The organism is Desulfobacula sp. (assembly GCF_014237455.1).
GTDB lineage: Bacteria > Desulfobacterota > Desulfobacteria > Desulfobacterales > Desulfobacteraceae > Desulfobacula.
Window position 1 is genome coordinate 35423 of record NZ_JABZFL010000005.1, and the last position, 14661, is coordinate 50083.

15 protein-coding genes and 1 riboswitch are annotated in these 14661 nt (G+C 42.4%); of the genes, 5 read left to right on the top strand and 10 right to left on the bottom strand.

Going from position 1 to position 14661, the window contains the following annotated elements; translation table 11 throughout:
* Nucleotide 1: 1 nt before the first annotated feature.
* A complete protein-coding gene (locus tag HGJ91_RS01300) occupies nt 2–2119 on the bottom strand; it encodes a PAS domain S-box protein (RefSeq protein ID WP_291345875.1) in 2118 nt (705 codons plus the stop codon).
* 140 nt (nt 2120–2259) lie between these two features.
* Between HGJ91_RS01300 and HGJ91_RS01305 the strand changes: the two genes are divergently transcribed.
* On the top strand, nt 2260–2544 hold the full coding sequence (locus HGJ91_RS01305) for a MoaD/ThiS family protein (RefSeq protein ID WP_291345876.1): 285 nt from the start codon (nt 2260–2262) through the stop codon (nt 2542–2544).
* Nucleotides 2544–3128 carry an RNA 2',3'-cyclic phosphodiesterase gene (gene thpR, locus HGJ91_RS01310; RefSeq protein ID WP_291345877.1) on the top strand — a complete coding sequence of 195 codons (585 nt, stop codon included), beginning with the start codon at nt 2544–2546 and terminating at the stop codon, nt 3126–3128. Before HGJ91_RS01305 ends, thpR begins: the two co-directional genes overlap by 1 nt.
* A 6-nt stretch (nt 3129–3134) precedes the next feature.
* On the opposite strand, the gene HGJ91_RS01315 is transcribed toward thpR, so the two are convergent.
* The 8 genes from HGJ91_RS01315 to HGJ91_RS01350 form a co-directional block, all read right to left on the bottom strand.
* Nucleotides 3135–4598 carry a cobyric acid synthase gene (locus HGJ91_RS01315; protein WP_291345878.1) on the bottom strand — a complete coding sequence of 488 codons (1464 nt, stop codon included), beginning with the start codon at nt 4596–4598 and terminating at the stop codon, nt 3135–3137.
* Nucleotides 4595–5107, bottom strand: coding sequence for a cob(I)yrinic acid a,c-diamide adenosyltransferase (locus HGJ91_RS01320; protein WP_291345879.1), 513 nt, complete (start codon nt 5105–5107; stop codon nt 4595–4597). The genes HGJ91_RS01315 and HGJ91_RS01320 overlap by 4 nt, the downstream gene beginning before the upstream one ends.
* A 35-nt stretch (nt 5108–5142) precedes the next feature.
* The gene (locus HGJ91_RS01325) at nt 5143–5454 is read right to left on the bottom strand and encodes a cobalamin biosynthesis protein (protein ID WP_291345880.1); all 312 of its coding nucleotides are present in this window, start codon (nt 5452–5454) and stop codon (nt 5143–5145) included.
* Nucleotides 5451–5897, bottom strand: coding sequence for a hypothetical protein (locus HGJ91_RS01330; protein WP_291345881.1), 447 nt, complete (start codon nt 5895–5897; stop codon nt 5451–5453). The genes HGJ91_RS01325 and HGJ91_RS01330 overlap by 4 nt, the downstream gene beginning before the upstream one ends.
* 3 nt (nt 5898–5900) lie before the next feature.
* Nucleotides 5901–6452: a sirohydrochlorin cobaltochelatase gene (locus tag HGJ91_RS01335; RefSeq protein ID WP_291345882.1), complete on the bottom strand. Its 552-nt coding sequence runs from the start codon at nt 6450–6452 to the stop codon at nt 5901–5903.
* A 133-nt stretch (nt 6453–6585) separates the two neighbouring features.
* Nucleotides 6586–6778, bottom strand: a riboswitch (cobalamin riboswitch).
* A gap of 91 nt (nt 6779–6869) precedes the next feature.
* On the bottom strand, nt 6870–7631 hold the full coding sequence (locus HGJ91_RS01340) for an ABC transporter permease (RefSeq protein ID WP_291345890.1): 762 nt from the start codon (nt 7629–7631) through the stop codon (nt 6870–6872).
* 34 nt (nt 7632–7665) lie between these two features.
* Complete coding sequence (locus HGJ91_RS01345; RefSeq protein ID WP_291345883.1) at nt 7666–8277, bottom strand: ATP-binding cassette domain-containing protein; 612 nt, start codon at nt 8275–8277, stop codon at nt 7666–7668.
* Nucleotides 8264–8590 carry a PadR family transcriptional regulator gene (locus HGJ91_RS01350; RefSeq protein WP_291345884.1) on the bottom strand — a complete coding sequence of 109 codons (327 nt, stop codon included), beginning with the start codon at nt 8588–8590 and terminating at the stop codon, nt 8264–8266. Before HGJ91_RS01350 ends, HGJ91_RS01345 begins: the two co-directional genes overlap by 14 nt.
* A gap of 326 nt (nt 8591–8916) precedes the next feature.
* Here HGJ91_RS01350 and aspS point away from each other — a divergent pair, with 326 nt between their 5' ends.
* Genes aspS through gatB form a run of 3 tightly spaced genes read left to right on the top strand, consistent with a single transcriptional unit; the run spans nt 8917 to nt 13723 of the window.
* A complete protein-coding gene (gene aspS / locus HGJ91_RS01355; protein ID WP_291345885.1) occupies nt 8917–11037 on the top strand; it encodes an aspartate--tRNA ligase in 2121 nt (706 codons plus the stop codon).
* A 24-nt stretch (nt 11038–11061) separates the two neighbouring features.
* The gene (locus HGJ91_RS01360; RefSeq protein WP_291345886.1) at nt 11062–12306 is read left to right on the top strand and encodes an amidase family protein; all 1245 of its coding nucleotides are present in this window, start codon (nt 11062–11064) and stop codon (nt 12304–12306) included.
* Nucleotides 12296–13723 carry an Asp-tRNA(Asn)/Glu-tRNA(Gln) amidotransferase subunit GatB gene (gene gatB, locus HGJ91_RS01365; RefSeq protein ID WP_291345887.1) on the top strand — a complete coding sequence of 476 codons (1428 nt, stop codon included), beginning with the start codon at nt 12296–12298 and terminating at the stop codon, nt 13721–13723. Before HGJ91_RS01360 ends, gatB begins: the two co-directional genes overlap by 11 nt.
* 162 nt (nt 13724–13885) lie before the next feature.
* On the opposite strand, the gene HGJ91_RS01370 is transcribed toward gatB, so the two are convergent.
* The gene (locus HGJ91_RS01370; protein ID WP_291345888.1) at nt 13886–14422 is read right to left on the bottom strand and encodes a GrpB family protein; all 537 of its coding nucleotides are present in this window, start codon (nt 14420–14422) and stop codon (nt 13886–13888) included.
* Nucleotides 14423–14661: the final 239 nt, after the last annotated feature.

The following is a 14661-nucleotide window of genomic DNA, read 5'->3' on the forward strand; positions in this document are numbered from 1 at the left end:
ATTATCCTTTCACTTTTACTTTACAGCAAATACTTGTACCTTCGGACAATCGGGAAGATATATCAAGTTTTCCGCCGACAAGATTGGCCCGTTCTCTCATTCCCTCAAGTCCGAATCCGTTAATTCCATTGTTGTTGTGGGCTTCAAAGCCACACCCGTTATCTTGAATGGCCAGAATGATTCCTTCTTCATCGTTTTTAAGTTCAACTGTAATAGTGGAGGCATTTGAGTGCTTAAGGGAGTTGGTCACAGCTTCCTGACCAATTCTGTATAATGCTGTTGCAAGTGTGTCATTAATTTTGGGAATTCCATCATGCTTGAATACACAGGAAACATTAGAGCGCTTTTCAAAATCTGAGAGCAATGACTCCAGTGCATCGGCAAGTCCCAGGTCATCCAGCACTCTTGGTCTTAAGCGATAGGCCATATCTCTTACATCATTAATGGTATCATCGATTAAGGAACGCATTTTCCCTGCCCTGTTTTCCGCATTTTTATCAATGCGAGCTAAATATTTTTCAACCCATACCGCATCAATGCGAAGGGCGGTTAACACCTGCCCCAAATGATCGTGAAGTTCCCTTGCAACAAGTGCTTTTTCCCTTTCCTGGGAGGTAATAATATTTTTGGACAGATTTTTCAGACTATCCTGGGTTTTTTCAAGCTGAGCTGTTCTCTTTTTTACCTGTTGTTCCAGATCAAGGGAATATTGGGACAGCTTTTCCTTGGCAAGTTGAAGATCTTTTTGAGCACGATTTTTTTCCGTTACATTCACGCTTACGGCCAGGGACCGGAGAATATCACCTTTTTCATCCCTGACCCCATAGCCGGACAGCAGTATATCCATTTTTTCTCCATTTTTTTTGGCATAGGTATAGGGAATATCTTTGCAGAACCCGGTACTGAAAAATTTGGGAAAAATTACATCGATTGCATATTTTTGTGATTCAGGGGTAAAAAAGCTGATGAGCTTTTTGCCAATGACATCTTCCCTTTTATATCCCATTACCTCCACCCAGTGGTCAGATACCCGGATAATTTTTCCCTCTGTGTCAATTGAATGAAGCATAACAGGGGTTTTATGGTAGATATGCCGGTACCGCTCTTCACTGAGCCGAAGTTCTTTTTCTGCTTTTTTACGTTTTGTAATTTCCTGAATTCCCAATTGGTAAAGAATCAGGACCAGAATACCGGTCAGGATTAATATAGAAGAGATAATCGGTCCGATAACCCTGACAAAGGGTTCGGACACCTGCTTTTCAATTTTTTTCAAATTTCTTAACTTAATGACTTTCCAGCCCGGATAATTTGCCACAGTGAGGCTTGTAAACAGGTATTGGGTATCATTTTTATCTGTTACATAATCGGTATTGTTTTTTGAAAAACCGGTCCAGGCCCAGGGGTCATTGCCAAATTGTTTTGAATTCATTATCGTGTTGATTTTTTCTTCAGGAAGTTTCCATAAGAGTTTAAACCTTAAAGCCTCTTTATTGGAGATGAAAATGACACCATCAGGATCAACAAAAAGGAGTGTATGATCAGATTTTGGAAACAGTTTTGTTTCAACAAATTCCACAGAAGCCTTGATAATGGCAACCCCAAGGATAGAACCATTGCTTTCATCATAAACCGGGTGAGAGTAATAAACGCCTCTTTTCCTGGAAGTGGTGCCAAGAGCAAGATAGGTTGCAGATGTGCCATTGATGGCCTTTTTATAGTAGGGTCTGAAAGAAAAATCTTTTCCCACAAAACTGTCTTTGGCATTTCGATTGCTGGAGCATAATGTAATCCCATTTTTATCCATAAGATAGCTGACTTCAAGATCAAGGGATTTTGTAAAATTATCAAGGATTTGGTTGGCCTGATAAATCGATTCCAGATTGGTATCTTTAAGAGCTGTTTTAAATTCTTTTATACCCGAAAGGGTTTTAACCGGTTTGATATGTTCGGAAAGATAAGAGGACAGATGATCTGTCAAAAGTTTCAGCTTGGAATAAGCGTCGGCTTCCGTTTTTTGAAAGGCCGCTTTTTTAAAAGAGTGATAATATAAGAGCCCGCCGGTTGAAGCCGATAAAAATGCAACCAGGGCCAATATCAATATAATGATTCGAAGTCGCATAAAAATAAGTATATCCGCATGCCCTGGTTTTTTCAATGACTTTGCCAACAGGGCCTTTTAAAAATCATTGTGAATTTGTAAGATCCCTTATATTATACATCATAATGGGTTGTCATAAATAATAGCGAAAGGGTCAGGATATGCCGGTCATCACATTTAATGCATTTTCATTTTTACAGAAAAAGTTGAAGAAAAAACAGATTGAATATTCCAATGTGACCATGAAGCTGAAACAGGGAACCCGTGCAAAGGATTTAATCAGGCAGGTTCAATTGGACTTTGAAGATGTTGAGGTCGTGTTTATTAATGGGAAAGTGGCTCCTTTTGATACAATTATTAAGGATAATGACCGTGTGGCCCTGGTGCCTCAGGGTACTCCAGGGCCTTACAGAGTTCTACTTGGGTTTAAAAATAAAAAATTATAGTGAATGATGACAACAGCCATATCCGTGCATTTATTGCCATATCCCTTCCAAAGGAGATAAAAAAAAAATTACATGGCCTTCAGGAACAATTGCGAAAATCAGGCATCAAGGCCTCCTGGCCGAAACCTGAAACCATGCATTTAACCCTGAAGTTTTTTGGGAATATAAATATCAATAAGATTGATGCCGTTAAAACATGCATGACCAAGGCGGTAATAAGCGTACCAATACATACCTTGTACGTCTCGGGGATAGGGGTGTTCCCGTCGGTAAAAAAAGCCAGAGTCCTCTGGTCAGGAACAAAGGGGCAGACAAATGTTTTAGAAAAACTTGTCACTCGATTGGAGGCTGTCCTTTTTGAGGATATGGGAATAGAAAAGGAAAATAAAAGTTTTTCGCCTCACTTGACAGTAGCAAGAATTAAAAAATCAATTTTTCCAAAAAGAATGATTAAACTGATACAGGAGTTTAAAGAATTTCATTCTGAGGATTTTTTTGTTTCCGAGATTAAATTTTTTCAAAGCGAATTAACACCATCCGGTGCAATTCATAAATTAATTTTTTCAGTACCGTTTAAACTTTAATTTATTTTAAAAAATATGACTCATATCAATATGGGCTTCAAAGTGCTCTTTTAAAAGGGCATAGTCCCTCTGTTTTAAAGAGTGCATGTCATCACATGGATAATTGACATCCAATCCTATTGTTTTTAACCATTTTAACAAAATTTTCGATGAATCAAAAAACCCATGCAGATATGTTCCGGCGATCCTGCCATCCTCTGAAATACAGCCATCTGTATCAGTACAGGGCATATAATTTCTGGAACTGATCTCAATCAGTGAGGCACCCGCACTTAAGGAAGTGTAACCCATGTGGATCTCATACCCTTTGCCTTTGGCATCCTCCCAATGAAAATCGCTTAAGGTTGTCGTTTTCGGTGCCTTTAGTACGGTTTGAACCGGCAAAAGATTGAGCGCTTTTGTTCTTCCCGGTGTGCCTTCAAGCCCGTCGGGGTCATCGACAAATTCACCCAGCATTTGATATCCGCCGCAAATGCCGAAAACATATCCCTTTGAGTGATAATATTCTTTAAGGGGCTCTTTAAATTTATTTATTAACCACTCAAGATCTGCCCGGGTATTTTTTGAGCCCGGTATAATCACTGCCTTGAATTTGGACAGATGATTCGGCCTGTCAATAAAAATGGTTTGAATTCCCTTTACTTTTGACAGGGCATGGAAATCTGTAAAATTTGCAATATGGGGCAGACGGATGATTCCGATTGCTGGCATATCAGGGCTCAAGTATTTGAAATCATTGCATTTTTCGATTTCAACAGAGTCTTCAGCCTCAATTTTAAAATGTGTATACCAGGGCAGAACACCCAATACTTTTTTGCTGGTTTGTTTTTCAATCCAGTCAACCCCATCCTTAAACAGGGCAATATCTCCTCGAAATCTGTTGATAATAAACCCTTTTATCATGTCACAATACTTTTGCGGGAGACATTCAAGGGTACCGACAATTTGTGCAAACACACCTCCCCTGTGGATATCCGCAGCAAGGATAACATCTGCACCGGCATATTCGGCCATGGCAAAATTCACAATGTCATTGGACATCAGGTTGACTTCAGAACACGACCCGGCGCCTTCCAGGATGATCCGGTCATGGACCTGTTCAAGGCGGTCAAAGGCGTCACAAGCCTTTTTAAAATAGAATTCTTTGTTTCTATGGTAATCCATGGCAGTATGATTACCGTAGACCCTTCCATTGAGGATGACCTGGGATTGCTTTTCTCCTGTCGGTTTTAAAAGAATGGGATTCATATTGACATGGGGAATAATTTTTGCGGCTTCTGCCTGAACAATCTGAGCCCGTCCCATTTCAAGGCCTTCAGGGGTAATACCAGAGTTGTTGGACATATTTTGAGCTTTGAAGGGCGCGACCTTAACACCCCTGTCCGCAAGGGATCTGCAAATAGCGGCGGCAATAATACTTTTTCCAACATCAGAGCCGGTTCCAAGAACAGCGATATTTTTTTTCATCATTTTTCGATCCCAACCCTGGCAGCCACGCCTTTTCTATAATAATGTTTGATTTCTTTCATTTCCGTAACAAGATCCGCTTTTTCAATCACTTTGTCAGTTGCTCCCCGTCCCGTGATCACCAGTTCAACATTTTCGGGCTTCATATCTATCAATGCCAGGAGTTCTTCTTCGGAAATGAGATTGCACATGACAGCAACATTAGCCTCTTCGGCAATGACCACATCATGTTTATTTTCTTTTAAAAGTTCACATAGCTTGAGATACCCTGCAGCACCGGCAGCAATATCCTCATCAGATGGCTTTCCTTTAACAAATTTTCCAAGGCCGTATTGTTCAACCATGATATTGTCAAATCGGGATAAGGCTTTGATTTCAGAGTAGTCCCCCTTTTTTAAAAACTGAACAATATAGACCTTAAGGCCTGCACCAGCAGCTCTGATGGCAAGTCCCAGGCTCGCTGTTGTTTTCCCTTTCCCATTGCCTGTGTATATTTGAACATACCCTTTCATATATGGCCTCCTAATGTTTTGTTTATTTTCAAGTTTTATATTTTTTTGATGCCTATTGTTGCAAATCGACAAATGCTGTTAACAGACGACCCTTCTTTTTTTAGAACCATAAATAAAAATTGTTTAAGCTCTTTGAAACTTGTTCCCCTGTTGCGCCTAATGTCGGCACTTAAGACATGAGGACTTGAAATTAGAGTTTCACGTGAAACGGTTTTGATCTTATAGGAACAAAAAATTTTTTCTGTTGCTTGATCCGTATTGATTGTGTCTGTCCAAAAGAGTTTAGGCAGATTTCCTTTTTGGATAAGGCCTTTTTTGCCTTGACCGATACCGTCTATCGGGTTCATATTATGCCACCATATAGTAAAGGGTTCCCATTAATAGGATACTCAATACTCCGAATACCCGACCCGATAATAACAGCTGCAGCCCCATTTTGGGAGAAAAAATTCCCAATATTGAATTTTTTGATGAACAGGATAGAAATATGATAGCAAGCAGGGCGGCACAGGCACCGGTAAAAGCAAAATGCAGAAACGGAGACAAAAGCAGCACCAGCGGCAGAACAGGTAAGTATCCCTAGCGGTCGTACATTTAATATTACCGCCAAATAGGTTTCGTTGGTGGTTTCTATGAAATGAAAATTTTCAAAGATTTTTCCTATAAGAATGTTGATGATATCCATTGAAAGGGAAGCGAACATCATTAAAACAAGAAAAAGGGAGGAAAGGACCACCAGATATCCTTTCCTCCCTTTTGATATGGCAACCGGTATACTCATTTTTGCCATAACCTACAGGTCAACGCCTGAAGCTTTTGCCGCATTTTTTATATTGGCTATAAAAAGATCTGCGAACTGATTATTAGAACCAAGACCCCGGAGAATTATTTCAATATCAAATCCAGCCTTGCCTAATATGGTTTTCCAGGAATTTTCTTCATCACCGGCCATGTCATCGGCAGCGTGGTTTCTATCGACAATCATTAATGGTTTTAACAGGATTTTATCAATTTTAGGGGTATAATGGTTTAGCCTTTTCTTGACATCCTCAAGGCCAGGATACCCTTCAACACTCTCAACAAAGGTTTTAACTTCAGGATAAAGCTCTCTCCTTAAGTTTTGGAGTTCAACATATATACCCGTAGACCACAACCCATTTCCATGGCCCACATAAACTAGGACAACTCCCTTTTGTTTGGCAAGGACTATTTTATTAAATGGGTTCCATTTATCCCTGATGGTTTTGATATCCCCGATGGCATTCACATATTGCATTAAATCATGGTATTGTTCCATGTGAAACAAATGAATAGGCTGAACGACAATACCCTTAAATTTTTTCATAATATTCCCTCGGTTATTATGAATTATAATAACGCGGGACAGGGCATGAATAAAAAATCCCACACCAGATTTTAATCTGACATGGGAACCGTTTTTATCCTCATTTTATTGATCTGCCCAGAGCCTCGCAAGCAAATAGATCAAATATTCAGGCAGATTTTCTGACTTCCGGATTTCTTTACTTGTCACGCCTTCCCATTAAAACAACTCAATTTAACAGTGGCAAATGTGACGTTCATCCCCGGTTACAGCGGCGGGTCCGTTCCTGACTCTCACAGGATTCCCTTTTACCTGCACCTTGCAGCACCTGAAACATTTAATAAAATAGACGTATTACAGTCACGTGTCAAGAAAATTTTTTGATCGGCAATGAGGATACCCTCAATATAATAAACTACTTGCTGAAAGGAAAACATTTTATTCTTTGGAGATAAAAATATTTTGATTTAGAACATCAAGTTCATTAAATCCCACTTTTAAAGAAAACAGAACAGACAGCATGGTGCTGAAATACTCTGTGTAGAAAATTGAGAACATGATGGCAATCTGGTATTTTATTGCCACAATCGGAATTGATCCCCCTAGGATCTGTCCTGTCATCATGCCCGGAAGAGAGACAAGCCCGATGGTAGCCATGGAAGCGATAGTCGGAGTGATGGCTGCCAAAAAGCTTTCCTTAAAATAGGGTTTTAATGCCTGGATACGGCTATTAAACATTGATATGGAATACAGGTAGACTTTCTCATCCTTTTTAATTCCCGAGTAAAAATTGTTCAGCCCGATGATAATACTTCTCAGGCAGTTACCAAGCAGCATACCACCGATCGGGATAAGATATTTTGCTTCAAACAGATTGTCAATTCTTACTACCACGGCATTAAAGAAAATTAAAATAATGGTGAACGGAATAAGCAGCGAAAAAAATACAGGCATAAAAAAAAGTTTTACCTTGAGGTTGCTTGACCGTATGATGGACTGACAGGCGATGGATATCATGATCAATAGATAAACTGTGTTTAAAACCGGTGAGTTAAATTTGAATAAGAATTCAAGATAAATCCCGACAAAACTCAATTGAACACACATTCTGATGATAGAGGTGACCATGGTTTTGTTTATTGTGAGCCTTAATCGTCTGTTGATATAGAAAACAGGGATAAGAAATATGAATAATGACATAAGTGATAAAAGATTAAGATCCTGGGCGCCCAATTTATAACCACCTTTCTATTTTAACGGCATCATTTTTTTTCCAGACGTTATCGTGGGAAATAAGGACAATCGTTTTTTCCTGATCAAGGATATGATCTGCAATCTTTTTTTTCATGATATCATCAAGGGCTGAGGTCGGTTCATCCAAAAGCCAGACAGGTCGATCCAGAAGAAAACAGATCAACAGCCCGATTCTCTGGCGTTCACCACCGGATAGCTCCTTGACGGTTTGATTCAGGATTTTATTATTCAGATCAAGAAAATTCAGCAGATTCGTAAAATGGGCGTTGTCCTGATTTTTTAATATGTTCTGGTCCCCAATTTCATCAAGAATGCGGCTTACCCTTCCATCCTTAAGATCAATATCCTGGCTTAGATAAAAAATTTGATGTCGTATCTCCTTGATATGTTTTTTAACTATATCAAGATCATTAAAAGAGACTCTTCCTCTATCTATTGTTTCAAATCCAAGAAGAATTTTAAATAAAGTTGTTTTGCCAATACCTGATTTTCCCTGAATCAATACTTTTTCGTTTTTTTGAACAAAAAAGTTCAACCCGGAAAAAATCTTTTTATTGTTTCGCTTTAGATATACAGATTCAAAGTTTATCATTTTGTCTGCCTTCAATTTCATGGAAAAGCTGACCAGCCTTTTCCCCCGCATCTTTGAAAACTTCCAGCCCCAATGGAGTGATGGTGTAATATTTTCTAACCTTACCGCCTACAATTTGTTTTTTTTTTGTAAGCAGACCGCTGTGTTCCATCTTATTTAAGAGGGGATATAAGGTTCCGGGGCCGATGTTGTATCCATGCTCTTTGAGTTCTTCCATCATCCAGGCTCCGTAAACAGGTCCTTGTTTTGTATGGTGCAGGATATGCAACTGGACAAAACCGTGATAGAGTTTTTGTAATATTTTCTTTTTCATTTTTTAACCAATACGCTCCTTTGTATCGATATTAGATATCGAAGTTCAATATCTAATATCGATAAAGTAATAAAGCAATTAAGTTTTGTCAATTGAAAAGTGTCAGATGATGAAAACTCAAGGGAAAATCCGTGTCAGGATGGATGGAGTTTTGAAAATTGTAATGGAAGACTAAATTCTTATGTATTTTTTCATGATTCCTTTTTGGCGAACCACAGCCATAAGAAAATGTTTTGTCCTTTACAAAAATATTTTTTTTTTCTATAGCAATCGGGAATATAGTGGTTTTTTTACTATTACTCCTATAGGAAAAGGAAGTTTGTGTTATGCTGTACCATGACAGATTTAATTGTGGCCGGCTGGGGCTGGCCGATATTGGTAAAACCGTTCACCTTGCAGGCTGGGTTGATGCGCTTCGGGACCACGGGGAAGTGCTTTTTATCCATCTTCGGGACCGGAGCGGGATTGTTCAACTGGTTTTCAGCCCTGAATTTGCCCCTGAAGAGGTTTGCCGACAATCAACATCCCTTCGAAGCGAATACTGTATTACAGCTTTTGGCAGGATAGTACAACGGGCCAAAGGAACAGAAAATCCAAATATCGAGACCGGAGACATTGAAATTATAGTCACGGATATGACAATCCTGAGCCGGTCCGATACGCTTCCGTTTTCCATTACTGAAAAAGCCATGGTTGGAAGTGGAAACGAATCTGAAAGCCGCGAACCCGTCTCCGAAGAGTTGAGACTTCAGTACCGCTACCTGGACTTGAGACGTCCAGGTATGCAGCAATTTCTTATTAAACGGCACAAAATAAACGCCTGCATCCGAGAATTCCTGGACCAAAATGAGTTTATCGAAGTTGAAACACCGATTTTGACCAAGAGCACGCCGGAAGGCGCACGGGACTACCTGGTTCCAAGCAGGGTCAATCCCGGGCATTTCTATGCCCTGCCGCAATCACCCCAGCTTTTCAAGCAGCTCCTCATGGTCGCAGGCTTTGAACGATACTATCAGATCACCCGGTGTTTCAGGGATGAAGACTTAAGATCCAACCGACAGCCAGAATTTACCCAGCTCGACCTTGAAGCCTCGTTCATTGATGAAGCATTTATTTTTAATCTTATTGAAGAACTTTTGTGCCGAATGTTTGAAGCCGGTGGAACAAGTCTTCCAAGACCCTTTCCCCGCATGACCTGGCAGGAAGCTATGGACAAAACCGGATCAGACAGGCCGGATCTGCGTTTTGAAATGCACTTTGTCGAGGCAACTGATATTTTCAAGGAAACCCGCTACAGCATCTTCAGACAAATCCTCCAGCGGGGCGGGGTAATCAAGGGAATCAATGTCAAACAGGCTTCTGACAGCCTGAGCAAAAACGTCCTCCAGAACGAATATGCAAAACAGATTGTTCCCGGATTTGGCGCCAAAGGCATGACCTGGATGCGGGTGACAGGAGATAAGCTTGATTCCAATATCGTCCAGTTCTTCAGCGATCAGGAGCAGCGGGCCATCATTGAACTATTCAATGCCGAAAATGGAGATGTGATCCTCATCATAGCTGACGCGTCCCTGGAGGTGGTCAATTCTGCCCTTGGACGTCTCCGCCTCCATGTTGCGGATCGCCTTGACATGATCCCCAAAAACAGGTTCGAACCGGTCTGGGTCACGAATTTTCCATTGTTTGAAGCCACAGAAGAGGGGGTGACTTCCAGCCATCATCCTTTTACTGCCCCGGACCGAATGGATTTCGATCCCACCGATCAGGAAGATCTTCTCTCCCTTTTGTCCCGCTCCTATGATATTGTTGTCAACGGTGAAGAATTAGGCGGAGGCAGTATCCGTATCCATGATCCTTCCATCCAGCAGAAGGTGTTCACGGCCCTTGGACTTTCGCCCCATGAGGCAGAAAAAAAATTCGGCTTTTTCCTCAAAGCTCTTGATTTTGGCCCGCCGCCCCATGGCGGCCTTGCCCTTGGCTTGGACCGGGTGGTTGCCATGATTCTGAAGACCCCTTCCATACGGGAGGTGACAGCCTTTCCAAAGAACAGAAGTGCTTTTTGTCCCATGACCCGGGCGCCATCCCGGGTGGCCCATGAACAGCTTGTAGAACTGGGCCTGCTGGATCTTGGCAAAATCGAGGCTCTTCCTGGTTCGGATCAGGAGCAGGAGACCATTGACTATCTTTCCTGGGTTTCCAGAATCGGTTTTGAGGAGGATGAACGGTCCATGATCCAAAGCGCACTTGAAGATGCCGTGAGGATGGCTAAGGAAGTCTCTGGCAATGCCCGGGAATACGAGCCTGCTATCTCGGTGTTCCGGGGACAGAATCGTTTCAGAAAGGGCAATGCAGCCACAAGGTCCTCATTTGTCAAAACCCGTGACCTGTTTAAAAATACTCCTTTTGTAAAGGGGGATTACTTCAAGGTTGCCAGTATTCTTGAGTAATTGAGAAATACGAAAGGATTTTTCATGGAATCTAAGATCTTTACATATATAAACACCTCAACCCTGTCCAGAGAGGACGGCTCCATGGCCGGGACCAATGTGGCTGTTGAGTCCGGCATATCCGTTGCCAACTGGCCTACGGATGCCCAGTCCCCGGCCCTTGAAAATTATGTGGCCCTTGAAGACGCCACTCTGATACTGCGCCTGCGCAATGCCGGAGCAAAGCTCAAAGGGAGGACCTTGATGGGGGAACTTGGTCTGGGTCTTGACAGGGATACCTGCGGTGATGCCATAAACAGCGGACTTTCTGATGTTGTGCTGAAAACAGACACCACGGGCGAGGCAAGGATGGCGGCTGCAATCTCCGGCTGTTTTGGGTTTAAACCGAGCTATGGCCTTATCTCCCGTTTTGGCCTGTTCAGCCTTATCCCATCCATGGAGACCTGCGGCATCCTTTCCGGGTCCCTTGAAACGATTTCAAAAACAATTCACACCATGGCCGGATTTGATGAGCGTGATCCGTCCATGGACGAATCCGGCATTGATCAGGCCATGTCCCAATTTAATTTTCAGGAAGATTTCCAGGATGGCCCTTTGACCGTGGGCCTGGTCCGGGAATGGAATACAGTCATGGGGCAAAGTGGAAACAAAGGATTCGAACAGGCTGTTGCAACACTTGGCAAGGCCGGTGTTCAGATTAAAGAGGTCTCCATCAAAGACTTTTCCCTTGCCAGGACCGTTCACAACGTGATCGGAACCGTTGAGGCATCGTCCAGTGCCGGCAGGTTCGACAGTGTCCGCTACGGGCACAGGACATCGGCTTTGGTAAAGAACTGGAATGAGATGTACGTTAAATCCCGTGGTGAATCCTTTGGCCCGCTGGTCAAAGCCTATCTTTTCCAGGGGGGATATTTTCAGTACCAGAATTACAGCGCCTTTCTGGATGCCTGCCGCATCAGGGCCCGTTTGATCGAAACCTTTGAAAAAGCGTTTGAAACCGTGGACCTGATCGCTCTGCCCGTGTCTGGTAATTATGGACCAACGACTGAAAAGCCGGACACAGTATCTGACTTCTATGATATTTTTTCTTTGACGCTTCTTGCGAATCTCACCGGGAACCCGTCGATTTCTATTCCCGGGCCTGTCAATGACGGCAACACCGGGCCTGCCCTTCAACTTATCGGTCAAAGGTTTAATGATGCACGATTGCTTGCCCTTGCAGCCAGCGTATCCGACATCTATACAGGAGAGATGCACCATGAAATATGAAGCCGTAATCGGTCTTGAAATTCATATACAGCTGAACTCAGCCACCAAGATGTTCTGCGACTGCGCCAACAACCCTGGTGACGATCCAAACACCAATGTCTGTCCTGTCTGTCTCTGGATGCCCGGAGCCCTTCCTGTCTTGAGCCGGGAAGTACTGGAAAAGGCAACCCTTGCCTGCCTTTCCCTTAATTGCGAGATTCAGGGTGAAAGCGCCTTTGACCAGAAGGTCTATTACTATCCTGATCTTCCCAAGGGATTCCAGCTTTCCCAGGCCCATAAGCCTCTTGCCAGGCAGGGCTGGGTGGAAATTCTGGATGAACAGGGAAATTTGAAAAAACTCAGCCTCCACCATGTTCACATGGAGGAGGATGTGGCAAAGCTGGTCCATGAAATCGAAGGCAGAGTTCCCATAAGCCTGGTAGATTTCAACCGTGCAGGCACACCTCTTATTGAAGTTGTCACAGAACCCGAGCTCAAAAGCCCCCATGATGCCATGGAATTTTTAAAAGCCATAAGAAACCAGGTTCGGTACACGGGCTGTGCCGAATGCAGCATGGAATCCGGGACCATGCGGTGCGATGCAAACATCTCCATTCGGCCTGCGGGCAGTGACCAGCTCAATACCAAGGTGGAAGTCAAAAACATGAATTCCATCCACCATGTGGGTGATGCCATTGCCTATGAGATCAAACGTCAGATCGATTCGTATAACAACAATGAACCCATTGTGCTGCACACCCGGCTGTGGGACCCTGAAAAACATGTCACCACTGCCATGCGGGCCAAGTTTGAAGGGCCCTGCATTCCCGATCCTTGTGTTCCTTTGATCGTCCTGACCGACCCCTGGCTTGAAAAGATAAAATCCCTTCTTCCGGAGATGCCCGGTCAGAAGGTAAAACGATTTGTCCAGGAGTATTCATTGATCCATGACGAAGCCGTACTCATGAGTTCCGAACGAGGGCTTTCCGAGTTTTTTGAATCCGTTGTAACCCTTGGCGCACCTGCGCGCATGGCAGCAGGCAGGATAGCCAGCCAGCTTCTTCCTGCATTAAAGGCCCATGGGCAGACCCTGGCAGACACCAGTATCACCCCTGAAAGATTTGCAGGCCTGATCCAATTGCTTGAAAAGGGTGAGATCAATTCAAACTCAGCCAAATCTGTGCTGGAAAAACTCTTTGAGACTGACAAAACACCCGGACAAATCGTTGAACAATTCGGTTTCAGGCAGGTATCTGATACTGCTGAGCTTGCAAAAATTGTTGACAAGATTATTTCTGACAATGTTTCCGCCGTGACCAATTATAAAAACGGAAATAAAAAATCCATGGGCTTTCTTGTGGGACAGGCCATGAAAGTCTCCCGGGGCAAGGCTAATCCCAAGGTCATCCAGGAGATTATTAAGGAACTATTGGCGTAAGATAAAGGCGGAAAAGGTTGAAAAAGTTTTAAACAGCGATCAAGCCATGACACCAGGAAAAGGAACTACATGCGGAAGTATCCGCGACGATTGTCAAGGGCGCGCAGCGCCCTTGACAACACAATCATCACCGGCGTGATAAGCGTCCGGTGGATGTATTCGTTATTGAATTTTCCGAGCTTTACTGAGAATTTCACGTATAAAGATAGATTTTGCTTTATTGTAGGTTGCATTATTGATCACATATCGTTCAGAAAGACCTCGTTTTAACTCGCCATAGGTTTTTGCATCATCTGCGTGATCTAATAAGTAATCACGAAATATAAGAGAATCTGTCCAGCCCCGGCTTGAAATAGGTTGTATAATGACATGAATCCTGTGGATATCAAATTCTTCTTTTAATTTCTCTCCTTTCCAAAGGAGCTTAAAATCAGGGATAACTTCTTCTAATTCAGGTTCATAATAGTACCCGACAGCCTGAATTTTATTAACCAACTGACAAGAAATATTGAAATCATCAATACCTACCGCAATGTCAATTATAGGTTTAGCCGCAAGCTTAGGTATCGAAGTACTACCAATATGCTCAATAACAGGATCGAATTCTGAAATGCATTCATTTAGAATTTCCTTTTCTGCTATAAATAGTCTTGGCCAATTGGTATCATAATCAACAATTTCAAGCTTATATTTTTTCATATATCGATAATCTCAATAACAAGTAATTATACGGATCCGTTTATCTTGTAAATTTGAATGATGATTGTATAAACATTACGAAAATTATAGTTGATTGAGAAAGATATTGCCAGAGTAATCTTATAGTAAGCGCTCAAGGAACCGCATCTTCAAATTGGATTCAGGGCATGAGATGATAAGCCAACTTTAACATCAAAGGAGGCTTACAACATGGCAGACAGATCCAAAGTAGCAAATAA